Origin of the sequence: Paraburkholderia sp. SG-MS1, assembly GCF_012275575.1 — a bacterium.
GTDB lineage: Bacteria > Pseudomonadota > Gammaproteobacteria > Burkholderiales > Burkholderiaceae > Paraburkholderia.
Map to the genome: position 1 here is coordinate 54,321 of NZ_NPIH01000279.1, position 24,809 is coordinate 79,129.

Annotated in this window: 22 protein-coding genes; 14 read left to right on the plus strand and 8 right to left on the minus strand. The window is 61.1% G+C overall.

Going from position 1 to position 24,809, the window contains the following annotated elements; translation table 11 throughout:
* Window positions 1–60: 60 nt before the first annotated feature.
* Window positions 61–420: a DUF3022 domain-containing protein gene (locus CIC12_RS29755; protein WP_168669652.1), complete on the minus strand. Its 360-nt coding sequence runs from the start codon at window positions 418–420 to the stop codon at window positions 61–63.
* 155 nt (window positions 421–575) lie between these two features.
* On the opposite strand from CIC12_RS29755, the gene CIC12_RS29760 reads away from it, so the two are divergent.
* Window positions 576–851 carry a hypothetical protein gene (locus CIC12_RS29760; protein WP_168669654.1) on the plus strand — a complete coding sequence of 92 codons (276 nt, stop codon included), beginning with the start codon at window positions 576–578 and terminating at the stop codon, window positions 849–851.
* Between the two features lie 213 nt (window positions 852–1,064).
* Window positions 1,065–2,006, plus strand: a complete 942-nt coding sequence (locus CIC12_RS29765; protein WP_168669656.1) for an NADP-dependent oxidoreductase — start codon at window positions 1,065–1,067, stop codon at window positions 2,004–2,006.
* Between the two features lie 141 nt (window positions 2,007–2,147).
* Here the strand turns inward: CIC12_RS29765 and CIC12_RS29770 are convergent, their stop codons facing one another.
* Window positions 2,148–2,648 carry a flavin reductase family protein gene (locus CIC12_RS29770; protein WP_168669658.1) on the minus strand — a complete coding sequence of 167 codons (501 nt, stop codon included), beginning with the start codon at window positions 2,646–2,648 and terminating at the stop codon, window positions 2,148–2,150.
* A gap of 423 nt (window positions 2,649–3,071) precedes the next feature.
* Between CIC12_RS29770 and CIC12_RS29775 the strand changes: the two genes are divergently transcribed.
* On the plus strand, window positions 3,072–3,515 hold the full coding sequence (locus CIC12_RS29775; protein ID WP_168669660.1) for a DUF2231 domain-containing protein: 444 nt from the start codon (window positions 3,072–3,074) through the stop codon (window positions 3,513–3,515).
* Between the two features lie 106 nt (window positions 3,516–3,621).
* The gene (locus CIC12_RS29780; RefSeq protein WP_168669662.1) at window positions 3,622–4,827 is read left to right on the plus strand and encodes a PQQ-dependent sugar dehydrogenase; all 1,206 of its coding nucleotides are present in this window, start codon (window positions 3,622–3,624) and stop codon (window positions 4,825–4,827) included.
* A gap of 30 nt (window positions 4,828–4,857) precedes the next feature.
* On the opposite strand, the gene CIC12_RS29785 is transcribed toward CIC12_RS29780, so the two are convergent.
* Both CIC12_RS29785 and CIC12_RS33725 read right to left on the minus strand, forming a co-directional pair.
* Complete coding sequence (locus CIC12_RS29785; protein ID WP_168669664.1) at window positions 4,858–5,157, minus strand: hypothetical protein; 300 nt, start codon at window positions 5,155–5,157, stop codon at window positions 4,858–4,860.
* A gap of 24 nt (window positions 5,158–5,181) precedes the next feature.
* Window positions 5,182–5,307, minus strand: a complete 126-nt coding sequence (locus tag CIC12_RS33725; RefSeq protein ID WP_274597586.1) for a hypothetical protein — start codon at window positions 5,305–5,307, stop codon at window positions 5,182–5,184.
* Between the two features lie 352 nt (window positions 5,308–5,659).
* Here CIC12_RS33725 and CIC12_RS29790 point away from each other — a divergent pair, with 352 nt between their 5' ends.
* The 5 genes from CIC12_RS29790 to acnB all read left to right on the plus strand — a co-directional run bounded on the left by CIC12_RS29790 (window position 5,660) and on the right by acnB (window position 14,513).
* Window positions 5,660–6,028: a response regulator gene (locus CIC12_RS29790; protein ID WP_168669666.1), complete on the plus strand. Its 369-nt coding sequence runs from the start codon at window positions 5,660–5,662 to the stop codon at window positions 6,026–6,028.
* A 387-nt stretch (window positions 6,029–6,415) separates the two neighbouring features.
* Window positions 6,416–7,408, plus strand: coding sequence for a DUF4238 domain-containing protein (locus tag CIC12_RS29795; RefSeq protein ID WP_168669668.1), 993 nt, complete (start codon window positions 6,416–6,418; stop codon window positions 7,406–7,408).
* Window positions 7,409–7,757: 349 nt separating this feature from the next.
* Window positions 7,758–9,626: a serine hydrolase gene (locus CIC12_RS29800; RefSeq protein ID WP_168669670.1), complete on the plus strand. Its 1,869-nt coding sequence runs from the start codon at window positions 7,758–7,760 to the stop codon at window positions 9,624–9,626.
* 181 nt (window positions 9,627–9,807) lie between these two features.
* Window positions 9,808–11,514, plus strand: coding sequence for a putative bifunctional diguanylate cyclase/phosphodiesterase (locus CIC12_RS29805; RefSeq protein WP_168669672.1), 1,707 nt, complete (start codon window positions 9,808–9,810; stop codon window positions 11,512–11,514).
* Window positions 11,515–11,927: 413 nt separating this feature from the next.
* On the plus strand, window positions 11,928–14,513 hold the full coding sequence (acnB, locus tag CIC12_RS29810; protein WP_168669674.1) for a bifunctional aconitate hydratase 2/2-methylisocitrate dehydratase: 2,586 nt from the start codon (window positions 11,928–11,930) through the stop codon (window positions 14,511–14,513).
* Window positions 14,514–14,777: 264 nt separating this feature from the next.
* Here acnB and CIC12_RS29815 read toward each other — a convergent pair whose 3' ends face one another.
* On the minus strand, window positions 14,778–15,545 hold the full coding sequence (locus CIC12_RS29815; protein ID WP_168669676.1) for a carbonic anhydrase family protein: 768 nt from the start codon (window positions 15,543–15,545) through the stop codon (window positions 14,778–14,780).
* A 190-nt stretch (window positions 15,546–15,735) separates the two neighbouring features.
* Window positions 15,736–17,514 carry an IlvD/Edd family dehydratase gene (locus CIC12_RS29820; protein WP_168669678.1) on the minus strand — a complete coding sequence of 593 codons (1,779 nt, stop codon included), beginning with the start codon at window positions 17,512–17,514 and terminating at the stop codon, window positions 15,736–15,738.
* Window positions 17,515–17,717: 203 nt separating this feature from the next.
* On the opposite strand from CIC12_RS29820, the gene CIC12_RS33955 reads away from it, so the two are divergent.
* The 3 genes from CIC12_RS33955 to CIC12_RS29835 all read left to right on the plus strand — a co-directional run bounded on the left by CIC12_RS33955 (window position 17,718) and on the right by CIC12_RS29835 (window position 20,772).
* Window positions 17,718–18,086 carry an SDR family NAD(P)-dependent oxidoreductase gene (locus tag CIC12_RS33955; RefSeq protein ID WP_446728052.1) on the plus strand — a complete coding sequence of 123 codons (369 nt, stop codon included), beginning with the start codon at window positions 17,718–17,720 and terminating at the stop codon, window positions 18,084–18,086.
* A 3-nt stretch (window positions 18,087–18,089) separates the two neighbouring features.
* The gene (locus CIC12_RS29830; protein WP_168669680.1) at window positions 18,090–18,590 is read left to right on the plus strand and encodes a hypothetical protein; all 501 of its coding nucleotides are present in this window, start codon (window positions 18,090–18,092) and stop codon (window positions 18,588–18,590) included.
* Window positions 18,591–18,840: 250 nt separating this feature from the next.
* Window positions 18,841–20,772, plus strand: coding sequence for an SMP-30/gluconolactonase/LRE family protein (locus tag CIC12_RS29835; RefSeq protein ID WP_168669682.1), 1,932 nt, complete (start codon window positions 18,841–18,843; stop codon window positions 20,770–20,772).
* A gap of 35 nt (window positions 20,773–20,807) precedes the next feature.
* On the opposite strand, the gene CIC12_RS29840 is transcribed toward CIC12_RS29835, so the two are convergent.
* Complete coding sequence (locus CIC12_RS29840; protein ID WP_238812960.1) at window positions 20,808–21,338, minus strand: DUF3237 domain-containing protein; 531 nt, start codon at window positions 21,336–21,338, stop codon at window positions 20,808–20,810.
* A 695-nt stretch (window positions 21,339–22,033) separates the two neighbouring features.
* On the opposite strand from CIC12_RS29840, the gene CIC12_RS29845 reads away from it, so the two are divergent.
* Entirely contained in the window at window positions 22,034–22,522 is a 489-nt protein-coding gene (locus tag CIC12_RS29845) for an SRPBCC family protein (protein WP_168669686.1), read from the plus strand.
* Window positions 22,523–22,757: 235 nt separating this feature from the next.
* Here the strand turns inward: CIC12_RS29845 and CIC12_RS29850 are convergent, their stop codons facing one another.
* Window positions 22,758–23,108 carry a hypothetical protein gene (locus CIC12_RS29850; RefSeq protein WP_446728053.1) on the minus strand — a complete coding sequence of 117 codons (351 nt, stop codon included), beginning with the start codon at window positions 23,106–23,108 and terminating at the stop codon, window positions 22,758–22,760.
* A gap of 318 nt (window positions 23,109–23,426) precedes the next feature.
* Between CIC12_RS29850 and CIC12_RS29855 the strand changes: the two genes are divergently transcribed.
* Window positions 23,427–24,635 (plus strand): zinc-dependent alcohol dehydrogenase, encoded by a 1,209-nt coding sequence (locus CIC12_RS29855; protein WP_168669712.1) that lies wholly within the window; start codon window positions 23,427–23,429, stop codon window positions 24,633–24,635.
* Window positions 24,636–24,809: the final 174 nt, after the last annotated feature.

Consider the following 24,809-nt stretch of genomic DNA (forward strand, 5'->3'; position numbering starts at 1 on the left):
CCGACGGGAGACACGATTCCTACAGGCGATATTTCGCGCAAAATCTGCAATATGTCCTCTTCAGAACAGTTCGTCGGGTACGTCGATCTCTACCGCGCAATCGCCTCTCCATGCCAGTGGAGTCTGACGCTCGTCGAATTGCTTGCGTACCCATTCGCCAAGGCGTGTCTGAAACGCTTTACGACGCGCTGTATCCAACCCAGCATAGCGCTCGAATTGCGCGTGCGTGAATGCGAGTGTGACGACGCAGCGGGCGTCGAGCGTACTGTCGCGATGCGAATCGATGACCCAGGAGACCTGAACGAAAAGCCTGGTGCCTTCGTCATAGCTGCTGATAGCCGGTGCTTTGGGCGACTCAAAAACGCCGCTGAGCGCGAGTTCGATTTCCTCGACGCGCTGTTCCAGTTCTGGTTCATCCATTCGCGTGTCCCGAGAGCGATTTTCCATTCAAGTGGGCGTAGCAACATACATTCCTTGCTCGTATGCGGGGTGGCCTGGCAAGAAGCCTGTTGGGCATGACTGATGCTGCTGCTTCGGTGTCGTGCAGGCGACGACTGAGTTACAGGAGACATATCGTGCATCGAATTTTGAAGAACGCGCTTGTCACGCTTTCAATGGCCGCATTCGCGGCGGCGGCTTCCGGCTGCAAGCGCGCGGACAACGGCAACGATGCCCTGAGTGCCGGCAGCAGCGGCGTGATGAGCAATTCGGCGGGCGTGAGCGGCACGCCGGGTAGCAGCGACGCGGCGAATCGCGCGAGCGATGCCGCTGGGGCAGCAGCCAGTGAGTCGCATGCGGCGAGCGGTGAAGCGCCGGTGGTGAGCACCCCGGCAAGCGCGGCGAGTCAATAAGGGGGTGTGCGGCGCGTCGCGCTTCGCAAATGGCGGCCTGATCTGCGCGGGAAAAGCCTCAATTCGACATCGCCGCTGCGACCGTTACAGGCTCTATTTGGCGCTGACGCGAGTTCATGAGGAACGCCGTTTGCACGAGAGGGAGGAGATATCGCCCACCATCCCGCCGTGCGATTGCCCACGCCCCGCGTCGGCTCTTTCAGGGAGCTAACGATGCGTCAGATGTTTGCCTATCGTATTCACGAATTCGGCGGTCCCGAGGTTTTAAAACGGCAGAAGATCGATGTGCCTATGCCTGCGGATCACGAAGTCCTGGTTCGCGTGCGGACTGCCAGCGCCAATCCGGTCGATATCAAGACACGTGCGGGAAAGTACCCGCTGATAGGAACGGACAAGCTGCCCTATACGCTAGGACGGGATTTTTCCGGGGTGGTGGAGGCTGTCGGCAACGCGGCGTTGCAATGGAAGGCGGGCGACGAAGTGTACGGCTTCGTCGGCCAGGGGCAGGGCGCTTATGCGGAGTTCGTCCTGGTCGATGCGAGCGCGCTGGGCCGCCGTCCGACGACGGTCGACTGGACGGCCGCAGGGGCCGTGCCTCTGGCTGCGCTCACTGCATGGCAGGGACTCTTCGATCATGGCTATCTGAATGCCGGCGAGCGCGTGCTGATTCATGCAGGTGCGGGAGGCGTTGGACATTTCGCGGTGCAGTTCGCGAAGATCAGAGGCGCACAGGTGTTCGTCACCGCGTCGGGAGAGGGTATCCAGTTCGTGCGGGGACTCGGCGCCGATCACGTGATCGATTATTCGCAGCAACGCTTCGAAGACGCCGCGCGCGATATGGATCTGGTGTTCGACCTTGTCGGCGGAGAAACGCAACAGCGTTCGTGGGCCGTGGTGAAGTCCGGCGGTGCGTTGATCTCCACGCTGAACGAGCCTTCGCAGATCGAGGCGACCAGCCACGGCGCACGCGCGGCACGCTACACCGCGCGGCCCGTTGGAAAGCAACTGGCGGAAATTGGCCGACTGATCGATGAAGGAAGGGCCAATGTCAAGGTGACGGCAACCTTTCCGTTCGATGCCATTCCCGATGCATTGGCGACGCTGGAGAAAGGGCACGTGCGTGGCAAGGTCGTAGTCGATATGACAAAAAGCTGAGCGTCGCCCACTACGCGTGGTCGATTCGCGCCGGTTGCGAGGTTCACGGTGACCATATGGCGTAGGGGAGAGCAGGCCTTGTGGCTGAGTATGTAAGAGGCAAGAATGCTGCAAGTGAGAAGGATAAAGACAACTTGCCTATCAAAACTGCTGTGGATAAAGACCCGCGCTCATGTCGAGATTGCCGGTCTGAGCGTATATCAGCGGGTCACCGTCCGGACTGACGAGCGCTCCGTCGATCACCCGGCCCATCACTAGCCGATGGTCGCCCGCCTCGCTGTCACTAACCACCTGACACTCGAAGTGAGCCAGTGCTTCGACCAGCAGTGGCGCGCCGGTCTTGCCGGGCCGCCAGGAAATCGACGCAAGCTTGTCGACCGTGCGGCCCGACTGCGTGCCGAAGTGCTCAGCAAGCGCCTGTTGTTCTGCACGCAGCACACTTACGGCAAATACCCGGCCTCCACTAAGAACCCGGTAGGACTCGTGTTCCGGGTTGATGTTGATCGCCAGAAGCAACGGAGAAAACGAAACCTGCATGATCGAACTGGCGGTAAACGCATCCAGACAACCATCGTCAGCCACGCCGACTACATAGACGCCTGCCGTCAAATGCCGGAAGAGCGCTGCGATACCGTCTGCCATGGTGCAAATCCTTTTCTCTCAGTGCGAGGGGAGCCGCGCGAACGTGTCAGTTCACTGCGACGGAAGATGAGCGGCGGCATCGAAGCATCGGGATGCCCGGTCATGTACTCACTGTTCGTCTGTCTTCGCCGGCAGTATTCCGGCGACGTCTCATCATATCGCTGGCTTTGGACCGCTAACAACGGGGAAGATCCAATTCGCGGCGTGATCCCCTGTCAATCTTCCTTGCGAAATCTGGCAGTGCATCGCGAGAGCATGTCAGCGTCCCGTATTCCTCAGGCATGTGACGTGCTCAACGCAGGACGCCATACGCATGCGTGGGTGCCATGATCGGGAAGGAGAGCGGTCGCATTTCATCTCGGCCGCGCTGGCTCATGCAGGCGCGTCGCTTATTGCATCTTCGCCGTCAGTCAGGATTTACCTATGATTCCAGCCATTCCGACCCACCGATCGAAGTTCTTCACAGCGATCTTCGATCTGTTCAACCCGATCCCATATGGGCTCTTCGTGGGCACGTTGATTTTCGACGTTAGCTACGCGGCCACGCGTAACGTTTTCTGGGGTAAGGGCGCTGCATGGCTTGTCACTACCGGCCTGCTTTTCGCCATCCTTCCGCGCCTGATCAACCTCTGCCGTGTGTGGCTGCCGTCGCGCTATTCGGTAGCGCGGCTTGAAAAGGTCGATTTCTGGCTGAACCTGCTAGGCATCGTCTCGGCGATCTTCAACGCCTTCGTTCACAGCCGCGATGCTTACGCGATGGTTCCGCTGAACGTCATTCTCTCGGTGATCACAGTGGCGTCACTCAGCATAGGACAAATCGTGCTTGCATTGGGCAAGTCGGGATTCAGGGAGGCAGCTCGTGAATAGATCCATCCCGAGCAGCATCCTCCTTGTCACCTTCGCGGTGTTTGCCGGTGGATGCAACGAGCGAGCCCAATATGACGCAGAGCATCAAGCCGGATCGAATCCGCCAATGCCAGCCACGCGCAGCTTTCTCGCACCGCCGATGCAAGTACCGAAGTACGTCGGATGGGCAAACGGCGCCGCGCCAAAGGTGGCGGATGGCCTGAAGATCGAGAAGATCGCATCGGGCCTTCATCATCCGCGTCAGGTCTATGTTTTGCCCAATGGCGACATTCTGGTTGCGGAATCGAACAGTCCGGATGAAGAAGCCGTGACCACACCGAAGCAGTTGATCGCCGGATTGATCGAGGGCCGTTCCGGGAAAAAAGCAAAAGGCGCGAATCAGATTACTTTGCTGCGCAAGCGCGCCGACGGCAGCGGGGAATGGGACAAACACGTATTCATCGATCACCTGCATTCGCCATTCGGCATGCAACTCATTGGCGATACCCTCTATGTTGCCGACACCGATGCGATCGTGAAGTATCCGTACAAATCGGGCGAGACGAGCATATCGGCGCGCGGAGTCGAACTGACCGATCTGCCGGACACGATCAACCATCACTGGACCAAAGCGTTGCTCGCGAGTCCCGACGGCAAGAAGTTGTATGTCGGGGTCGGCTCGAACAGCAACGTAGGGGAAAACGGACTGGACGTCGAATACCGGCGCGCGAATGTACTGGAAGTCGACATTGCAACTGGCGGCAGCCGCATTTACGCAGCCGGGATTCGCAATCCGACCGGGCTGCAATGGGAACCCAGGACAGGACGGCTGTGGGCAGTCGCCAATGAACGCGACGAGATCGGCGCAGATCTGGTTCCCGACTATCTGACGTCGGTCCAGGAGGGCGCGTTCTACGGTTGGCCGTACAGCTACTATGGCCAGCATGTCGACCGGCGTGCGCAGCCGCAGCGTCCGGACCTGGTCGCCAAGGCGATACGGCCTGACTATGCAATCGGTTCGCACGTCGCACCACTCGGACTGCTTTTCTACACCGGCAGCAATCTGCCGGCGCAGTATCGGGGAGGAGCATTCATTGGCGAGCACGGCAGCTGGAATCGCTCACCGCTCAGTGGTTATGCGGTTGCGTATGTCGAGTTCGACAATGGCAAGCCAGTAGGTGCGCCTAGACCCGTCGTCACGGGCTTCGTTTCCAATGACGAAAAGGAACTGCACGGCGCGCCAGTGGGTCTCGCCCAGGACCGCGACGGCGGCGTCGTCATTGCCGACGACGTGGGTAACGTGGTCTGGCGAGTGACGATGGCGGGGAGCTAGCCATAGCATCGATGCATACCCAGCCTGTCGTCAGTTGGGCGCGGGTGCACGCGTGAATTCGGCTGGCGAGAGGGGGGCGGCTGCTCCAGAGAGCATGCAGTCGATGAACGTATGGGCTCGATTGTTCGCATAGGCGAACGCTTCCCGCTCGGACATGAATTCCAGGCGCTCCGGAAAGCCTGCGGTGAGCTGGGCCGAGGTCCCGGACGAACTGATTGTCCAGGAGACTTTGTAGCGACGCCCAACGCCGTGGAACGACAAGGTCCTCGCTGAGACGATGTGAACGTCGATGTTGTAACCACGGTACGGTGTAGAGGATTGGTAAGACATATGCGCTCCGGACTTCGTCGAAAGCTAGAGCGCGTGCGCGCTCCACTGGTGAGCAGCAAGAATCATGTCCGCCTTGCCGTTTGCGTCTTGCGAACCGATCACGGGTTCGGGCGCAGACAGCAATCCAACCACGTTGCGGGGAATGTTCATTTCACATCCTTCACATCGGACGGTGCGTTCCGCGGACGCGCTTCCGTGCGAACGCCAACTGCCCCACCTTCCCGGTCAGGATTTCAACGAATTCGACCGCGGCTGCATCCAAAATTCTCCAACGTACGCCGTCGAATCGACAGGAGAACGCGTGTTTTTCGCAACGCCGCAAAAGGGCGCCGCGTCACGTAAGCCGGGTCATCCCCGCGCCCGCGGGCCGCGATGTCGGCCGCGAGACTTTTGCGGGCTGCGCGCTTGCGCTAGTGCGTCACCGTACACAACGTTTGCGAGCGAATTGTTATTCTGATTTTCGCATCTCGACGATGCTCTTATAGGTGACGATGGAACGACAATGAGAACCATTCTGATTGTGACCGGCGAAGCGGATTCGGTGGCGGTATGGTATGCCGTTCTTCGCCAGGATGGCTATCGAGTCGTCAGTGCTCGCAACGGACTTGAAGGGCTTGTCGTAGCGAGAAAAGAGAAGCCCGCGCTTATCATCACCGATCGGTCAATGCCCTTGATGGATGGAGTTGAATTCCGCCGACACCTCAAGTCGAAGCGCTCGCTCGCGCGTATTCCTCTCATTCTCGCCAGCGCCGAACCAATCGAGCCGCGCGAACTTGAGATCTGGGACGAGATCTGGCTCAAGCCCGTATCTATTGAAACGCTCAGAACTTCAGTGCAGCGCCTCTTGAATGCTAGTCACGAAGCGGTATAGTGTTTTGGGAAGACGCGTCGTGCGCTATGCGATGATGCTGGCGATAAGTTCTCGAGCGGCCTCTGTAATGCAAGCTTGCCTGCAAATAACGCAGATCTGCGTTGCTTCCGGTGTCACTGGCATCCGCTCCGCGATTAAAAGAGCGACGGGGGTCTGTTTCATCTGAAGGAGTGGTCGTCCTTCGCTGTCTGGTTTAGTGACCCGCCAGGTTTGTTCTCGAAACATGTGGCAGTTGCTCCTGATTGGTTCCATGCCCAAAGTTCGCTCCCGACGTAGCGCACAGTTGGCGCAGAAAAATACTTCGCTCAGCCCCCAATCGGCCTCCGGAATACCAGGCTACGAACTCGTCTACGCGATCTGATCATCATTCCTCACGCTGGAGGCTCGGTGTCCAAGGCCAAATCAGGCTGTACCTCGGAACACGACGAAGGTGAAGGAGCCCGCAAGCATGAGTGCGTTCTCCAGTATTATCTCAGCGGGTTTACTCGCAACCACGATAAAAACTCGCGCTTGTATGTCGTCGATTCGGCGCGCGAACATGCCTTCGTCTCGACTCCGCAAAGCGTTGTCGCAGAACGCGATTTCGCTCAGATCGGGATCGACGCAGAGGATCCCCGTTTCGCGGACCTGAGCTACGCGCAATTCGAATCGGAACTGGCTTCAGCGCTGGCCCGCCTTGACAGGAAGGGCGACTTTTTCGGCGATACCGACCGCGCGCTTATTCTCAGACTGATCGCGGAGTTGGTGGTGCTTAACCCGGACCGCACGGAAATGATGCGCCAGTACAAGCAAGAGCGCGCTCGCCGGCTGAGCGAGTTGGCGATTGCGAACCGGCAGGGCTGGGAATCACAGAAGGAGAAAGCCGCTGCGGCCGGCATCGAAGGCGCGGCGGATTTCACTTACGAGAAGCTCATGAACTTCGTCGAGAGAAACGACGAGACCATCGCGGCGCACACCACCGGGCACCTAGCGCGGGATTTGCAATCAGTGACCACGCTGCACAACCTGCTGCATCGACGTAGCTGGATGGTGGCAAGAGCCGCGCGCGGCTCGGGCGGGTTCATCACTTCCGATCGTCCCGTCACGCTGACCTGGGACGATATGGAAATGGAGGCCGGCTTTTATGCACCCGGTTTTGGACTTCAAGGGACATCGGTGTTCTTTCCGCTTACGAAGGACCTGGTCATGCGCGGGCGATTCGATGGCCGCGTCGGAACGCTCGCGCTTCCGGTTACTTCGGTCGCCGGCATCAACTCGCGGACAGTTTTCTATGCGGGTCACCAGATCTATGCTGAGACCGAGTCGTTCCGATTCCTGGACGAACATCTCGTGATGCGCCGCGGCCAGGATTTGCTGCCCATGTTGCAGCGGTCACGATGAGCGGCGCGCGCCGCTCGGTGCAACCGAGCTTGCCGGCGACGCTTGGTCAAGCACGTGACGAATTGCCGTGCAGAGAAAGACGGCAGCATGGACCGCGGTCTTGAGCGTAATACGTAGGCTTGCGTCTTCTTCTCGTAGGGTTGCGTTCTTGAGCCAAAGCTTCGTAGCATCTCGACACGTCGCTAGTCGCGTTCGCACCGTACGGCTATGATTCCGGGCACGGTGACCCAGTCAAAAAACGCCGTCCCACTGCGTCAAATTGCGAAGTTTGTCCTTGCCGCGTTCGCGGCGCCGTGTTGAAGAAAAGCGCTTTCTGCAGGTTCCTGAAACCAGAACAAAGGGGAATGCCGTGGCCAGGTGCGATCGCAATCACGAGGTTCTTTTCAGCGCAGGCCGCCGGCAGTTTCTCAGCTACACCGGCGTCGGGGTGCTCGCGGCGGTGCTGCCCGGCTGCGGCAACGACGACGTCCATTCGACGCCTTATCAGCAGACCATTACGCTCGGTCAACAGATGATCCAGCAGGCCGTCAGCGATCCATCGAATTCCGTCGCGGCGATCTCGGTCGCGATGGTCAAGGGCAACACGGTGGTCTGGCAGCAGGCGTTCGGGCTGGCGTCGGTGCCGGGGCAGATCAAGGCAACGCCGCAGACGCGCTTTAACATCGGCTCGGTCAGTAAGTTGTTTCCAGCGCTGGCGGCGACGATCCTCGTCGATCGCGGGTTGATCACGCTCGACACGCCGATCGTCAAATATCTACCGACCTTCACGATGCTGTCGCCCGAATACGCGCAGATCACCACGCGTCATCTGCTGTCGCATGCATCCGGCCTGCCCGGCACGAATGGGCGCAATCTCTTCACCTTTGAGCCGGTCGCTGGCTACGCCGCCGACACGCAAGCGGAACTCGCCAACTCGCATCTGAAGCATCTGCCCGGTGAGCTGGCCGTGTACTGCAACGACGGCTTCACGATGGTCGAGCAGATCGTACTCGCCATGACGGGCCAGAGCTTCGCGGACTTCGTCCAGTCGGCGATTCTCGCGCCGCTGAAGATGACGCACTCCAGCTATCTGACAACCGTGCCGTCCAGCGGATCGTTCTCGCTGCCGTACGTGAACGGTAGGCAGCATCAGGAGTTCGTCAATGCTTACGCGACCGGCGGACTGAGTTCAACGCCTACCGACATGATGAATCTCGCGCAGATGATCTACGGCGGTGGCGTTTTCCAGGGGCAGCGCATCGTGTCTGCAGCAGGTATCGCGCAGATGGGTACGGACCAGACAAAAAGCCTGACGATCAACCCGTCGCCGGAATGGCGCTGGGGTCTCGGCTGGGACACCGTAGTACAGCCGGCGCTCAACGCCGCAGGCGTCCTCGGCTGGGAAAAGGACGGCGGCACTGCGTTCTACTCGACCGAATTTTTTGTCGTGCCCGACTCGCAGTTTGCGCTGCTGGTGACCGGCAACGCGGGCTACAACGCTCGCGCGATGGCCGAAACGCTGGTGCTGTCGGCGTTGAAGGAAGACGGCACGATTTCGGCGCTGCCAGCAAAGCTCAGTACGACGGCGCCGCCGGTCGCATCGGGACCGGGCATTGCGAGCGGCGCGGGCATCTACGGCAATTCCGATTCACCGTATCAGGTACTCGGCAACGCGGACGGTAGTGTGCAGATCAACCAGTGGGATGCCGATACGCGAGGCTGGGCGCAGATCGGCGGCTACCAGTACCGCAGCGACGGCTGGTGGTGGAGCGATACCGATGCGGCGTCGTATCGCTTCGAAGTCGTGTCGGGCAACGACAGTGAAGGAAATGCATTCAACTTTCGTTATCTGATGAAGCGGGTCGTGCCGGGCGCGGGCTATGCGTATCTCACGCTTCCGGTCGGTCAGCAACTCGCACCGCTGGCGGTGCTCGACAGCGCGTGGCAGCAGCGCGTCGGCACGCAATGGACATTGACCAACGATTCGCCGAGCGCGGTGCCGATTGCCGTCCTTGGCAATCCGCCGGCGTTCTTCGCGACACTCGCCGAACTTCCGGGCTACGTGCTGTACGGGAACGCAGATCTTCGCTATCAACTGTTCGTGCCGGTGAGCGATACGCTCGGCGGCATGTCGATCAAGGTGCCGGGCAATTTTGGGCGCGACCTTTACGAGATCCGTTTCGCGTCGGCCAGTGCGACGACGCTGACGATCGGCAGCTCGATCTACGCAAGGATCTGACGGTGAGGCGTTCCATGTCGCCGGGCGTCACGATTTCCATCGCTGTCAAGCGGTCGTACCCAGAAGGAAACACGTGGCCGAGCCGCCCCGCGCATCCACAGTAGATGGCCCAGCGCGAAAACCTCGAAGTTCCCAAAGTCGCCTGTTCATCCTACGATACGCACTTGCAGCGGTTGCAGATATGTCAGGGCCGTCGCACCGGTGCATCAAGGGAGGGCAGGACGTGGAAGATTTTCAAATACTCGATCACATCACGGACGGCGTGATGGCGCTCGACCGGGAGTGGAAGTTTCGGAACATCAACGCGACCGCGGCGCGGTTGCTGAAACGTCCGGCCGCTGACCTGTTGGGCAGGGAGATCTGGGCCGAATACCCCGACCTCATTGGGTCTAGCTACGAAGCAGCCTATCGCCAGGCGGCCGAGACAGGCAGGCCCGGCACCGCGACTGACTTCTACGCGCCGCTCAATACCTGGTTTGAAGTGCGAGCGTTCCCGTGCGACGACGGTGTCATCGTGCTGGTTCGCGATGTCACCGAAGCGCGGGCGATCTCCGAACGCTTGTCGCGCCAAGCCACGCATGACGAACTGACCGGCCTGATCAACCGGCGGGAACTGCTGCTTCGCCTGAAGCATCTTGTCGATAGAGGGGGAGCCGCTTGCGTCGATCTGCTTTTCATCGACCTGGACCGCTTTAAGGATATCAACGATTCGTTCGGCCACGCGGCGGGCGATGAAGTGCTGCGTGTCATCGGCGAGCGTTTTTCGGACATGGTCACCGGTCGCATCCAGGCATTTCGTGTCGGCGGCGACGAATTCGTGGTTTTCATCGTCGACGCGACCGAGGGTGAGGCCGCACGCGTCGCACGCGACGTCATCTCACGTATGCGGGAGCCAATTCAGACGCCGTGCGTGCGAGCGTCGTTGGGTGCGAGCATCGGCGTGGCGCGCTACCCTTTGTCGGCATCGAATGCGGGCGAGCTGCTGCGTAATGCGGACACCGCGATGTATCACGCGAAGCGCGCGGGCGGTTCGCAAGTGCGGTCATTCGGCAAGGAGGACGCGCAGCGTCTCGCGCATCGCCTGCGGCTACGCGCGGATCTGGAGGGCGCTAGCGCCGCGCAGCAGTTCGAACTGCACTACCAGCCACAGCTGGACCTGCATTCTGGCCGCGTCTACGGAGCCGAAGCGCTTCTGCGATGGAACCACCCGCAACTGGGGCTGCTCGCGCCGGCCGACTTCCTCGACCTGCTGCTTGAATCGCCGGCCTACGAGGCAACGGGCGAGTGGCTGATTTGCCTCGCGCTCCGCCAGGCGGCGCAATGGCAGACAGCGGATCGCATGCCGTTCAAGGTCGCTGTCAATCTCTCAGCAACGACAATCCAGAACTGCGATCTGGCCGCACTCGTTTCGAAGGCGGCTGAGGCGTCCGGCGTAAGCGCCTCCGTACTTGATATCGAGGTGACGGAGACTGCCGTCATGAGCGACTTCGCCGCTGCGTCGCGCGCGCTCTCGGCTGTGCGAAGGCTCGGCGTGTCCGTCTCGCTCGACGATTTTGGCACCGGCTACTCCAGCCTCGCCTATCTCACACGGCTACCTGTCGATTGCATCAAGATCGACAAGTCGTTTGTGCAGCAGCTCGCTGTTAAGGAAACCTGTCAGCGGGCGCGCGCGATGGTCGAAGCGATGGTGGCGCTCGCGCGCGCGCTGGGCATGAGAACGGTCGCCGAAGGTGTTGAGACCGAAACGCAACTGATGCTCGTCAACGAGCTCGGGTGCGATGCCGTGCAGGGGTATCTCATCGGCAAGCCCGTCTCCGCAGTGCGCATCAAACCCTACGCCGAGCCACGATTCGGGCTGGCGATGGCTGGAGTTTCGTCGGCGCCGTAGAAGACCGCATTAAAAGTGTCGCCGTTGCGAATGTAATCTTGTCAACTCGCGCCCCGGCAGTCGTCCGCGAAACCGGCGAGCGCCGCAGGCAAGAATTCGCCCATGCGAAGTGGAAGTGCCACCGGCGGCAAGGCGCAAGCCGCCCGAGCCGGCTTTCAAAGACTTCATGCTCCGCGCCAGCCGGCTGCGGTGCCTTGCAGCGCTGTCTTCGCTTCCGGGGCAGCGAGGCCACGGGCTTTGGTGTGCTGGCAGCATCGTAATCCCCATGATTTGACTGCCAACTCTTATATAAGACATAAGACATTTGACCGGGCAGGGTATTGCAATTAGAATCGCGTCAGAGCAGTGCCCGGCACGGCCTTTGGCGTGCCGTAAAAGCCTTCCCCTGAAACGCAAATACCAGCAGGTCCCCCATGCTTGAAAATTTTCGTACTCACGTGGCCGCCCGTGCCGCGCTCGGCATTCCTCCCCTGCCGCTGACGGCTCAGCAGACCGCCGAACTGGTGGAACTCCTGACGAATCCGCCCGCGGGCGAAGAGCAGACCCTGCTCGACCTGATCACTAACCGCGTACCCGCCGGCGTGGACGAAGCCGCCCGCGTGAAGGCCGGCTTCCTCGCCGCCGTGGCCAAAGGCCAGACCGCGTGCGCACTGATCTCGCGTGCTCGCGCCACCGAACTGCTCGGCACGATGCTGGGCGGCTACAACATCCAGCCGCTGATCGAGCTGCTGTCCGACGCCGATGTGGCTCCCGTGGCCGCTGAGGCGCTGAAGAAGACCCTCCTGATGTTCGACCAGTTCCACGACGTCAAGGAACTGGCGGAGAAGGGCAACGCCAACGCCCAGGCCGTGATGCGAAGCTGGGCCGAGGCCGAATGGTTCACCAGCCGTCCCGAAGTGCCGCAAAGCCTGACCATCACCGTTTTCAAGGTGACGGGTGAAACCAATACCGACGACCTGTCGCCGGCCCCGGATGCGACCACCCGTCCGGACATCCCGCTGCACGCGCTGGCAATGCTGAAGAACGCCCGTCCCGGTATCACGCCGGAAGAGGACGGCAAGCGTGGCCCGGTCAAGTTCATCGAGTCGCTGAAGGAAAAGGGCCACCTGGTCGCGTACGTGGGCGACGTGGTCGGCACCGGCTCCTCGCGCAAGTCGGCCACCAACTCGGTGTTGTGGTTCACGGGTGAAGACATCCCCTTCATCCCCAACAAGCGCTTCGGCGGCGTGTGCCTGGGCAGCAAGATCGCCCCGATTTTCTATAACACGATGGAAGACGCCGGCGCCTTGCCGATCGAACTCGACGTGTCGAAGATGGATATGGGCGACGTGGTCGAACTGCGCCCGTACGAAGGCAAAGCCCTGAAGAACGGCGAAGTGATTGCCGAGTTTCAGGTCAAGTCCGACGTGCTGTTCGATGAAGTGCGCGCCGGCGGCCGCATTCCCCTGATCATCGGCCGCGGTTTGACCGCCAAGGCACGTGAGGCGCTGGGCCTGGCTCCGTCGACCCTGTTTCGCCTGCCGCAGCAGCCGGCCAACAGTGGCAAGGGCTTCTCGCTGGCCCAGAAAATGGTCGGCCGCGCGTGCGGCCTGCCGGAAGGCGAGGGCGTGCGCCCCGGCACCTACTGCGAACCGAAAATGACCTCGGTCGGCTCGCAGGACACCACGGGCCCGATGACCCGTGACGAACTCAAGGACCTGGCGTGCCTGGGCTTTTCGGCCGACCTCGTCATGCAGTCGTTCTGCCACACCGCCGCCTACCCGAAGCCGGTGGACGTGAAGACCCACCAAACCTTGCCGAACTTCATCAGCACCCGTGGCGGCATTGCGCTGCGCCCGGGTGACGGCGTGATCCATTCGTGGCTGAACCGCATGCTGCTGCCCGACACCGTGGGCACCGGCGGCGATTCGCACACTCGCTTCCCGATCGGCATCAGTTTCCCGGCCGGTTCGGGCCTGGTCGCCTTTGCGGCCGCTACCGGCACGATGCCGCTGGACATGCCGGAATCGGTGCTGGTCCGCTTCAAGGGCAAAATGCAGCCGGGCGTGACCCTGCGCGACCTGGTCAACGCGATTCCCTTGTACGCCATCAAGCAAGGCATGCTGACGGTTGCCAAACAAGGCAAGAAGAACATTTTCTCGGGCCGTATTCTCGAAATCGAAGGCCTGCCCGAGCTGAAGGTCGAGCAAGCGTTCGAATTGTCGGATGCTTCCGCCGAACGTTCGGCCGCCGGTTGCACGGTCCACCTGAACAAGGAGCCGATCATCGAGTACCTCAACAGCAACGTCACGCTGCTGAAGTGGATGATCGCCGAAGGCTACCAGGACCCGCGCAGCCTGCAGCGCCGCATCAAGGCGATGGAGCAGTGGCTGGCCGACCCGCAGCTGCTGTCGCCGGATGCCGACGCCGAATACGCCGCCGTCATCGAGATCGATCTGGCCGACATCCACGAGCCGATCGTGGCCTGCCCGAATGATCCGGACGACGTGAAGACGCTGTCGGACGTGGCCGGTGCCAAGATCGACGAAGTGTTCATTGGCTCGTGCATGACCAACATCGGACACTTCCGTGCGGCGTCGAAGCTGCTCGAAGGTAAGCGCGACATCCCGGTCAAGCTGTGGGTGGCCCCGCCGACCAAGATGGACCAGAAGCAGCTGACCGAGGAAGGCCACTACGGCGTGTTCGGCACAGCCGGTGCCCGTACCGAAATGCCGGGCTGCTCGCTGTGCATGGGCAACCAGGCACAGGTGCGCGAAGGCGCGACGGTCATGTCGACCTCGACCCGTAACTTCCCGAACCGCCTGGGCAAGAACACGAACGTGTACCTCGGCTCGGCGGAACTGGCGGCAATCTGCTCGCGCCTGGGCAAGATTCCGACCCGGGAGGAGTACATGGCCGACATGGGCGTGCTCAACGCCAACAGCGACAAGATTTACCAATACATGAACTTCGACCAGATCGAAGACTTCAAGGAAGTGGCCGACACCGTCGAGATGTAAGCGTGCTGTCGGGCTACGGCGTGTCGTTCGCGTCGTAGCACTACAGAATGGCGCTGCAGGCTGAACGTCTGCAGCGCCATTTTTTGTTGTGGCGCCGCAGGCGCACCACCTGGCAGGCTCTCGGGAAAGGAATATCGCCGCCGCGCCTTTCCTGGTTTCCCGTGATGTCAATCTGCACGCGGCTTCGCCGGGACGTGGGTGTTGCGATGATCGCTAACAGGGACTCAAGTGAGCTCGTGGATCTCAAGCCGCATGGCCACAATCTCAGGTCATGAAGTCGACTTTCCCGTTGGTCAGGTGATACATCGCACCTACCATCTTTATCTTTCCATCCCTTTCCATTGACGCCAGGATTTCGCTGCGTTTGCGTAAGTCGTTGATCGTGTTCTGGACATTCGTTCTTGCAACCTTGTCGACGAACTCAACGTTGCTGCCCGTGCGTTTCCCTTCATATTGTGTGGCATCAATGGCAGGCTTTATCTTCGCCAGCAAGCCGGTCAGATTGCCGAGCTGGACGTTGTCGATAGCGCCCTTGATCGCGCCGCAATCCGTATGGCCCATGACCAGCACGACCTTGGCTCCGGCTGCTGCGCACGCGAATTCGAGGCTTCCTGCCAGGTCCTCATTGGCAATATTTCCCGCGATACGTGCATTGAAGGTATCGCCGATGCCGGAATCGAGGATCAGTTCTGCGGGGGTGCGGGAGTCGATACAACTGAGAATGACAGCGGCGGGGAACTGCCCACCGGCGCTTGCCCGCTTCTGGGCGAGATAGTCGTGCTGATGCGCGTTTCCAGAGCGAAAACGTTCGTTGCCTTTCTTCATGCTTTCGATGATCTGATCGGGTGTCAGACTGTCACGCTGTTTTTGCGTGAGTGCCGCAGCCCGCGAGACAGACGGCACCGAGAGTGCGGCGGTGCTGACCGCTCCGGCAAGTGCGAGGCGGAGGCCCGCTTTCAGCGCTGTACGTCGGCCACTTTCGGTGGAATGTGAGGAATCCGGACAGGTGCAGTGACGAGACTCGCAAGCCATGAACTGTTCTCCATTGGACTGACTATCGAGAGTTCAGTCTATGTTGTGATTCCCACCATTCATAGGCGCTACTTCGGGGGGGCGGCGGGTGGGGACACTCCAGGCTCGAGCCGCGAAAAATGCCTTCGCGCAACGCAGCAGCGAAAATCGAGGCGGAGCTGACAAGCGGGCGCGCCAGGGGCACGACACACTATCGCGGCACACTAATGGTCATGTGCGGCGCCTGCAGAAAATCGAAATCGCAACCTTCATCCGCTTGCGTGACCGAGCGCAAAAACAGCTTGCGATAACCGCGTTGGTTCGTCCCGGTTGCGACAGGCGGCAACGCGGCGAGACGCTCGGCGATCTGCGCGTCGTCCAGTTCGAGCGCGACGACGCGTTGCGCCACGCTCAGACGGATGCGGTCGCCGTTGCGCACGATCGCGAGCGGGCCGCCGACGGCTGCTTCGGGCGTGACATGCAGCACGATCGTGCCGGCGGCGGTGCCGCTCATGCGGCCATCTGAGATACGCACCATGTCCTTCACACCCTGCCGCGCCAGCTTCTTCGGAATCGGAATGTACCCGGCCTCCGGCATGCCGGGTGCGCCGACCGGCCCGATCCGCTTGAGCACGAGCACGTCGTCGGCATGCACGTCGAGGTCGGGATCGTCGATGCGGCGCGCGAGATCCTCGGCATCTTCGAAGACGACCGCCCGCCCGCTATGTTCCATCAGCGCCGGATTGGCCGCGGACTGTTTGATGATCGCGCCACGCGGCGCCAGATTACCGTTCAGTACCGCGATGCCGCCTTCCGGGTAGATCGGGTTCTGCATGGAACGCACGACGTCCTGCGGGAAGTCGGCGGGCGCGGCGTCCAGTTCCTCGCCCAGGGTGCGTCCGGTCACGGTGAGCGCATCGAGATGCAGCAGATGGCGCATGCGCCGCATCACGGTCGTCAGGCCGCCCGCGCGATGCAGATCCTCCATGTAGTGCTGTCCAGAGGGCTTCAGATCGACTAGTACGGGCGTCTCCCGTGCAATATAGTCGAGCCGTTGCAGATCGAGACGAATGCCGAGCCTGCCGGCGATGGCCGTCAAATGGATGATGCCGTTGGTCGAACCGCCGGTAGCCAGCAGCACGCGCAATGCGTTTTCGATGGCTTGCGGTGTCAGGATTTTTTGTGGCGTGAGCTGCGCGCCGATCATCGCGACGGCCTGCTGACCGGTTTTTTCGGCGATCCGCATGCGGTCGGCGCTCACCGCCGGCGGCGTTGCGCCGCCCGTCAGCATGATCCCCATCGCTTCGGCGATGCAGGCCATGGTGCTCGCCGTGCCCATCACCGAGCAGGTGCCAACCGTCGCGACCAGCTGGTTGTTCACCGCGTCGATCTCGGCCGCATCGATCTGGTCGCCGCGAAAGTTCGCCCAGAAGCGGCGGCAATCGGTGCAGGCGCCGACCCGCTCGCCGCGATGCGAGCCGGTAAGCATCGGGCCGGTGACGAGCTGGATCGCCGGCACATTCGCGGCGGCGGCGCCCATCAGCTGCGCGGGCACCGTCTTGTCACAGCCGCCGATCAGCACGACCGCGTCCATGGGCTGTGCGCGGATCATCTCTTCGGTGTCCATCGACATCAGATTGCGCAAATACATGCTGGTCGGATGCGAGAAGCTTTCCGCGATCGAGATGGTGGGAAATTCGACCGGCAGGCCGCCGGCCAGCATGACGCCGCGCTTGATCGCGTCGATCAGTTGAGGCGCGTTGCCGTGACAGGGGTTGTACGCGCTGCCCGTATTGGCGATTGCGACGATCGGGCGCGAGAGGGCGTCGTCCGTGTAGCCGGCGCCTTTGATGAAAGCTTTGCGAAGGAATAGCGCGAAGCCCTCGTCTCCGTAATTCGTGAGGCCCTGGCGCAGGCCGCTGGCGGGACGCGCGGCTGCGGGCGTATCGGGTTGGTCGGCGGACGGATCGGACGGGCTGTTGTGCGTCATGATGGGCGTCGTTCACTGAGTAAGGTTGCCACTCGCGGCGGCAACGGGTTGGGACGGCAACGCGACGGGCGTCAGCGCATGACCGGCAGAGAAAAAGCGCAGTACATTGTCGCGCGTCAGTGCGACCATCTACAAGCGTGTTTCATGCGTCGCGCTTGCGATGTGCGGTGTGAGCACGACGTTGTTGAACGAGAGGAGCGGCGATGCGGCATCGAGCGGCTCCGTTACAACGTTGCATAGTCGAGGGCGAGGAAAGCGAAATCCGCGCGCAATTCGACGTCAACGTGTTTGAGTTCTTCGCGATGATGCGCGCGGTCTTGCCCGTTATGCGCGCGCGCCGCCGAGGATATGTGCTGAACATGACGTCGGTCGCGGGGCTCGCCGGTTTTCCCGGCTCAGGGTATTACGCGGTTAGCAAGCACGCTGTCGAAGGCGCGGTCGTTTACCGGGCGCGGGTTGGCCCCATTGTCAGGCTCAACCGGTCCGCCTCTACAATCAGTCCTCGTCGCCGCGCCTATCAGATTTTGTTGAACACGGCATGGATCACCCACCTGCAGTTCAAGAGGAGCTAAAAAATGAAATTCCTTTTGCGCTTCTTTACGATCGTCCATGGGCTGATGGCTGCTCTTTTCACTGGCGCGGCGCTGATGTTGATTGCAATTGCTGCTCGCATCGGATCGATTGCATTTGCGAGTCAATGGGACCAGACAAGCGCGCAATCCATCATTGAAGCTTTGGGGCTGCTGGCCGGGGCCGTGGTCGCGTTGCAGATCGCCGAGACCATCGTAGAGGAAGAGGTCATACGCGAGGCTGACGTTAGCGCGCCGACGCGGGTACGACGTTTCATGTCGCGATTCCTGGTGGTTGTCGTCGTCGCGCTTGCCATCGAAGGGCTCGTGGCAACGTTCAAAGCGCTACATCAGGATCCATCGCAGCTTTGGTATGCGGCCGGGCTGATTGCTTCGACAGCCTTGCTTCTTGCCTCCTGGGGGCTGTTCGTCCACCTGAACCGGTCTGCGGAAGAGTTAGAGCCGGAGGCCATGGCGGACGCGAAACGCGAAGACACGAAAGTGTAATAGTTCGGCGCCGAATGTGCTGCCCGAACGCCGGCCGTGACACGTAGCGCCTCATCAGTACGGACATGTGGACAGGAAGGAGGTCGAGCTTCGTTCAAGACAGCAATGCCTGTCCGTATGCAAAGTCGCGATGCGGCTTGCAAACACGCGAAGAGTTGCATATGTTCATACGTAAGCCACCGATCATGATCCGAACCTCGCTGGCCGACCTTTCACGTGAATGATCACTACTCCTTGGAGAGCATCGGTCATGGTCGAGCAAAAGAGGATTCATGCTGCGATCCTCGCCGCAGTGATCGCCTCGATTGCGCCGACGTGTCAGTCGGAAAACACCACCGACTGGCTCGCGAACACCTATGGCACCCTCGCCGCCCACGTGGGTAACACCGCGCGTTCCATGTGGGTCGCGCCCGAAGGCGTTATCTACACGGCCTCTATGTGGGACGAGTACGAGGGTGGCGTCGCTGTCTACCAGGCCGGCAAAAGCCTCGGCTCGATCGGGGCGCACGGGGAGTTTCAGGGCGGCGCGATTACGGGCAGCGCGACGTCGATCTTCGTGGCGCTGCAGCCCGGCGGGACATACGGAAGTGGTGCGGTGGGCCGATACAACCGCACCACCAGGACTCGCGATCTTTTGATACAGGTCAGTGCATTTAACAACCTGCCCCGGGTCGACGTCGTCACTGGTCTGGCCACGGCGGCCTCGCTCCTCTATGCGAGCGATTTCTATGGCAACCGCGTCCGGATATTCACCACCGACGGTATCTGGAAGCGGGACATCGACGTCACGGGCCCGGGTGCCCTCGCGGTGGATGGCGCGGGCAACGTCTGGGTCGCACAGAAGGGTGAGGGCTCGGTCGTCGAGTTCAGTCCAACCGGCGCGTTGTTGAACACCATCCAGATGCCGGGTGGCGCGCGGCCATCGGCACTTTATTTCGATGCGTCATCGGGGCAGCTCATGGTCGGGGACGAAGGCCCCGACATGAACATCAAGCGCTACACGCTCTCGGGCACGCCGACGCTAATCAGTACATTCGGCATTCAGGGCGGTTATCTCGATACCACTACGGGAATCAAAGGGCAGGTTGGCGACAAGCGCTTTACCCGCGTCACGGGCATCGGCAAGGACACCGCAGGCAACCTCTATGTCCTCAACAATCCGTGGGGCGGAAGCTGGGATCTCGGCCGCGACGGCGGGACCGACATTCACGCTTACAACAGTTCTGGTCGGCTGCAGTGGAAGCTTCAGTCTTTGAACTTCGAGGGGATTGCCGCAGCGGACCCGGGTACCGACGGCGTCTACTTCTATGGAGGTACCAACATCTACAGCGGCACAGGAGGGGGAACCTTCGTCGCGAACACTGTCGATCCGTTCGACTATCCGTCCGATCCACGCATCAACATCAACGATCGCTCACGGGACGAGCATTTCGGTCAGCTTGCCACTGTCGGCGCAAACCGAATCCTCGTGGCATCGGGCCAGAATCCCGATACCTACTACTTCTTTCACTTCAATGCGGCGAATGGCTACATCGCAATACCGGACGCCACGCTTCCCGGCCCGGTGTTCAAAACGACCGCAGCAGTCAGGGATGGATTCTGCATCGACAGCAAAGGGGGCGTGTGGGCCGGCCTGGACAAGACCGGTTACATCTACCACTATCCGCTGACCGGCTTCGACGCCAGTGGCAAGCCAACATGGGGGGCCGGTGTCCCTATCCGCATTCCGGAGAGCATCAAGCCGTTGACGCGCATCGTCTACCTCGCGGACAGCGACACCATGATCCTCGGGCAGGGGACTGTCGGGAGTACGGACTGGACGTCGATAGGTACGCGCATCGAGGTGTATCACGGCTGGAGCGCGGGCAACACCACGACACCCAATCCGGTGATCAACCTTGCCCACGCTGGCGCCAAGTCGATTGACGCGGCGGGCAGCTATCTATTTGTCGGTTACTGGTTCGGCAGCGGGCAAGCTTTGCCGAACATCGACGCCATCAATCTCGCGACAGGTAGCCTCGACGCCACCCTGGTCAACACCAGTACCGCTACCGTCGACGCCAGCAGCGCCATCGATTCGATGTACGGCGTCAGGGCATACCGTCGGTCGACGGGCGAGTACGTGGTCACGAAGAACAACGTCAAAGGTTCCAGCATTACCGTTTATCGCTGGACGCCCTGATTCTGCTTTTCGTCGGCAAACTTCAGCCCCCACCGCTACTTCAGCAAATACGCGTCATAAATCACCGCATTTCCCAACCGCATCGCATATCCCACAGCCATCGCGCGATTCAGCCACGCATACTTCGCGGACGTCGTCTCGAACGTCATATACAGCCGAAAGTAGTACTTGTTCGGATCCACCGGTTTGCCCTTTGCCACGTCGGCCATCACATCGGCGGGACCGTATCGCAATCCCTTCGTTTGCAGGTAGACCAGTTCGCCGTCGTCCATCTTGAGCAGATAACGCGTGTCGATCATAGCAAGACCATCCGACGTCACCACCTGCCAGTCAGCGCCGTTATTCAGGATCTCGCCGTTCACCAGCGGTCCCTTGAAATGGCCGCCCGTGATCGGGATGATGCGGCGCTTTCCCGCGTCGCTGGTCTTGCCCAATTCCCAGATCGGCGCGCTCAGATCGACCGAGAAGCGGCCCATGTACGTCAATCCGGGTTTGGGCGGTTCGAATTCGGTGTGATCCGCATCCGGTTGCGCAGCGAGCGCGTGAGAGAAGGTGAGGGTGGTCAAAACGGTTGCTAAGAGAAGTCTGATGAACTTTTGCATGGATGTGCCCGGCCGACATTGCGGATCATGGATGGTGTGAACGTCACCGCATTACGGACGGTTCACGTTATCAGGAAACCTGACACAAAGTCTATTATCAAGGAGCCTGATAAACAAGTGATCCGGGGTCGGTGAAAACCCTCTGCATTCGGACTCGCCGGCGAGCAAAAAGGGCCCGCGTATTAGGTAAGACCAGCAAAGCGCCGGCCTCATGTGAAGGCGTCTCCGATATGGACGGGCGCGGCCTCGGCGCATTTTCAAAACTTGTGGCCCTTCGTCGCCGCAAGTGGTGGCTGCTGCCAGCACCGGCATCGCCGCCACTCGAGCCGGTCGCGCGAGCGCAGCGCTCGAAACGCGGCGCGTCGTAATCGGATCTATTCGGCCAGCCGTTGCTCTCGCACACCTTACCAACGAGCTGAGCGGACTCGTCAATGTTGACGGACAGACGCTGCGCGCGCGTCGGGAGCTAAGCCTCCGGGTATTCGTGAGGGAATCCAGGGTTGGCGGGTTGCCGCTGTTGAATACAGGCTAATAAGACCGTTTAAGGCTGGCCCGACTGGGCCACATATCGAGAGGTGGAAATGTGGTGCTGTTTCGCCGGTGCAAGTGCAGTGAGCATCTGACAAAATCTCAAGGAAAATACCAAGGACGGAGGCAACTTGCGGACGGTCGAATACCGCTTTTCCACCATTTGGCGCATCGATGCGCCAGTGCAGGAAGTTTGGGCGGCAATCAAGGATTCGGCGCGCTGGCCGGAGTGGTGGAATAACGTCGAGCGCGTGGACCAGCTAGAGGCTGGTTCGGATCAGGGCGTGGGGGTCGTGCAACGCTATACGTGGAAAGGCTGGTTGCCCTATCGCCTTGTGTTCGACATGCGGGTGACGCGCGTCGACCCGTTGGTCGCGCTCGAGGGGCAAGCGAGTGGCGACGTCGAAGGGGCCGGTCGGTGGAGCTTTTCGAGCGTCGGACGAAACCTTACCGTGGTCCGCTATGACTGGTGCGTGCATACGAACCGCGCTTGGATGAATGTATTGGCGCCGTTGTTGCGACCCGTTTTCCAGTGGAACCACAATGCAGTGATGCGCGAAGGCGGCGCGGCGCTAGCGCGGCGGCTGGACGCGCGACTGCTTGGCGTCGAACATGGATGAAGCCTGCTCGGCATTGGGACACGCCGCCGCGTCTCCGGTACCTTCGATGGTATCTCCTCGCATCGAGGCAGGGATGCGGCGCTACGGCCGTTTGAACCCGAGCGGCGCCGGATGCGACCTGCCGTCCGTCGCTGTTCGGCGCACAGCGGCCCGTCGATCGTCGACATGCCGGAGCTGTCCCGTGCCTGTCTCTAGCGTCTGTTCGATCCATTGCCGATCACGTATCGCACGCCGCTCACGCCTCTGAATCCTTTTTGACGTGCGGCTCGTCGCCCGATTCCGGCTCGAGGTCGGGGTCGAGATGGTCGTGCTCCGGAACGTACGGTCCTTCGTCCGGATGTTCCTTGCCCTTGGGGACCATCGTTTCGTCCATATTGCCGTGCGCGCGTTGTTCGACGGCGCCGTCGGGCCTGATCTTCACATCTCCGTCACCGGTGCTTTGCCGTCGCTGATCGGCTCGTTCGACAGGATCGGAAGGTTCGTGATTCATCTCGTTCTCCTTTAAATGCGGTGGCGTCGGTTTTGCCTCGGTGCTGTCTCCCGGCGGTTCCTGGTTGTCTACTTGCGAGGTCTTATCGACGAGCAAGGTGGATGCCCGTCATGCCTGTGCGCCATCACGCAGAAGCTAGCCCTCAAAGACATACGTTTGCTGGAACGGTCGATGCTGCAGCTCCTGCACGCGCGTCAAATTCACCCGCTCATGCACCGGATGCCCTGCTGACCAGGCCAAACCGAGATCCCGAAAGAGCTCGGTAACGGCTAAGCGGAGCGGAATAGGCGCAGCGATGCGCGGTGAACGCATCGAAATTTTTACAACGCATGTCTGCGCGAACATAGGCGAAATAAGCGAAATAAAGCGAACGGGGAGAGTCTCGAACAGTGTGCGATTGAAAGGAGGTGAATGATGAAGGCAGTGGTCTTTCACGGCGTAGGAGACATTCGTCTCGACAACGTTGCGGAACCCGAGCTTCAGCAACCGACCGACGCGCTGGTACGTCTTACGTCGAGTGCAATTTGCGGCACCGATCTGCACATGGTGCGCGGCACGCTCGGCGACATGGTACCGGGCACCATCCTCGGTCACGAAGGCATTGGCATGATCCAGGAAGTGGGGCGCTCGGTGCGTAATCTTCGCAAGGGCGACCGGGTGCTGATCCCGTCCACCATTTCCTGCGGGTTCTGCTCGTATTGCCGGGCAGGCTACACCGCGCAGTGCGACACGGCGAACCCGAATGGCGCGGCCGCGGGAACCGCATTTTTCGGTGGCCCTAAAATGACCGGTCCGTTTCAGGGCTTGCAGGCACAGTACGCGCGCACGCCGCTAGCGAGCGCGAGCCTGATCCGCCTGCCCGACGAAATCGATGACGATCGAGCAATTCTGCTCTCCGACATCTTTCCGACCGGCTATTTCGGCGCACAGCTCGCCGGGGTGCGAACTGGCGATACCGTTGCCGTGTTCGGCGCGGGACCGGTCGGTCAATTCGCGATCGCGAGCGCGAAACTGATGGGGGCAGGCCGCGTGATCGCGGTGGACCGCATCGCGTCGCGCCTCGACATGGCACGCGCACAAGGTGCCGAGGTCATCGACTTCGACGAGGAAGATCCTGTCGACATCATCCTGCAACTGACTGGGGGCATCGGCGTGGACCGCGTGATCGACGCCGTCGGCATTGACGCGGTACGGGCGGAACGCGGACCGGCGGCGGAGAAAGAGAAAGATCAGCAGCAGGCTTTCGACGCGGAGGTCAAGGAGATCGCGCCGCAAGCCAAACCGGACGGCGACAACTGGCGGCCAGGCAGCGGGCCGTCGCAGGTGTTGTCGTGGGCCGTGCGGTCGGTGGCGAAGGCGGGGACGGTGTCGATCATCGGCGTATATCCGCAAACGGACCGAACGTTTCCGATCGGCGAGGCGATGAACCGCAATCTCGTCCTGCGCATGGGCAACTGCAATCATCGGGCGATTACGCCGCATCTGGTCGAACTCGTACGCAACGGTTCGCTCGATCCGCTCGGGGTGCTGACGCAATGCGAGCCGATCACCGATGCAATCGAGGCCTACCGGGCGTTCGACCGGCGTGAGCCGGGCTGGATCAAGGTCAAGCTCGAACCGTAGCGGCATCCGTGGTCGCCGGGCAGTCGCCCGACGGCCGCCCCCCCAGATTCATGTCGGGCTCTGCACGAGCGGAGCGGCGACGCTTGCGATAGCGTCAGGTAACGTCGCGCGGCCCGCTTCGATGCGCGCGCGGAAATAGCGCGCGGTCGCGGCAAGGCCGTCGTCGAGAGAAGT

Excerpts from the sequence above, each read along its gene's own strand:
- CIC12_RS29770 (WP_168669658.1), bottom strand. The coding sequence starts at position 2,648 with ATGGCAGACGGTATCGCAGCGCTCTTCCGGCATTTGACGGCAGGCGTC.
- CIC12_RS29780 (WP_168669662.1), top strand. The coding sequence starts at position 3,622 with ATGCCAGCCACGCGCAGCTTTCTCGCACCGCCGATGCAAGTACCGAAG.
- CIC12_RS29775 (WP_168669660.1), top strand. The coding sequence starts at position 3,072 with ATGATTCCAGCCATTCCGACCCACCGATCGAAGTTCTTCACAGCGATC.
- CIC12_RS29835 (WP_168669682.1), top strand. The coding sequence starts at position 18,841 with ATGGTCGAGCAAAAGAGGATTCATGCTGCGATCCTCGCCGCAGTGATC.
- acnB (WP_168669674.1), top strand. The coding sequence starts at position 11,928 with ATGCTTGAAAATTTTCGTACTCACGTGGCCGCCCGTGCCGCGCTCGGC.
- CIC12_RS33725 (WP_274597586.1), bottom strand. The coding sequence starts at position 5,307 with ATGAACATTCCCCGCAACGTGGTTGGATTGCTGTCTGCGCCCGAACCC.
- CIC12_RS29785 (WP_168669664.1), bottom strand. The coding sequence starts at position 5,157 with ATGTCTTACCAATCCTCTACACCGTACCGTGGTTACAACATCGACGTT.
- CIC12_RS29805 (WP_168669672.1), top strand. The coding sequence starts at position 9,808 with ATGTCAGGGCCGTCGCACCGGTGCATCAAGGGAGGGCAGGACGTGGAA.
- CIC12_RS29830 (WP_168669680.1), top strand. The coding sequence starts at position 18,090 with ATGAAATTCCTTTTGCGCTTCTTTACGATCGTCCATGGGCTGATGGCT.
- CIC12_RS29790 (WP_168669666.1), top strand. The coding sequence starts at position 5,660 with ATGAGAACCATTCTGATTGTGACCGGCGAAGCGGATTCGGTGGCGGTA.
- CIC12_RS29755 (WP_168669652.1), bottom strand. The coding sequence starts at position 420 with ATGGATGAACCAGAACTGGAACAGCGCGTCGAGGAAATCGAACTCGCG.
- CIC12_RS29765 (WP_168669656.1), top strand. The coding sequence starts at position 1,065 with ATGCGTCAGATGTTTGCCTATCGTATTCACGAATTCGGCGGTCCCGAG.
- CIC12_RS33955 (WP_446728052.1), top strand. The coding sequence starts at position 17,718 with ATGCGGCATCGAGCGGCTCCGTTACAACGTTGCATAGTCGAGGGCGAG.
- CIC12_RS29820 (WP_168669678.1), bottom strand. The coding sequence starts at position 17,514 with ATGACGCACAACAGCCCGTCCGATCCGTCCGCCGACCAACCCGATACG.
- CIC12_RS29815 (WP_168669676.1), bottom strand. The coding sequence starts at position 15,545 with ATGGCTTGCGAGTCTCGTCACTGCACCTGTCCGGATTCCTCACATTCC.
- CIC12_RS29855 (WP_168669712.1), top strand. The coding sequence starts at position 23,427 with ATGAAGGCAGTGGTCTTTCACGGCGTAGGAGACATTCGTCTCGACAAC.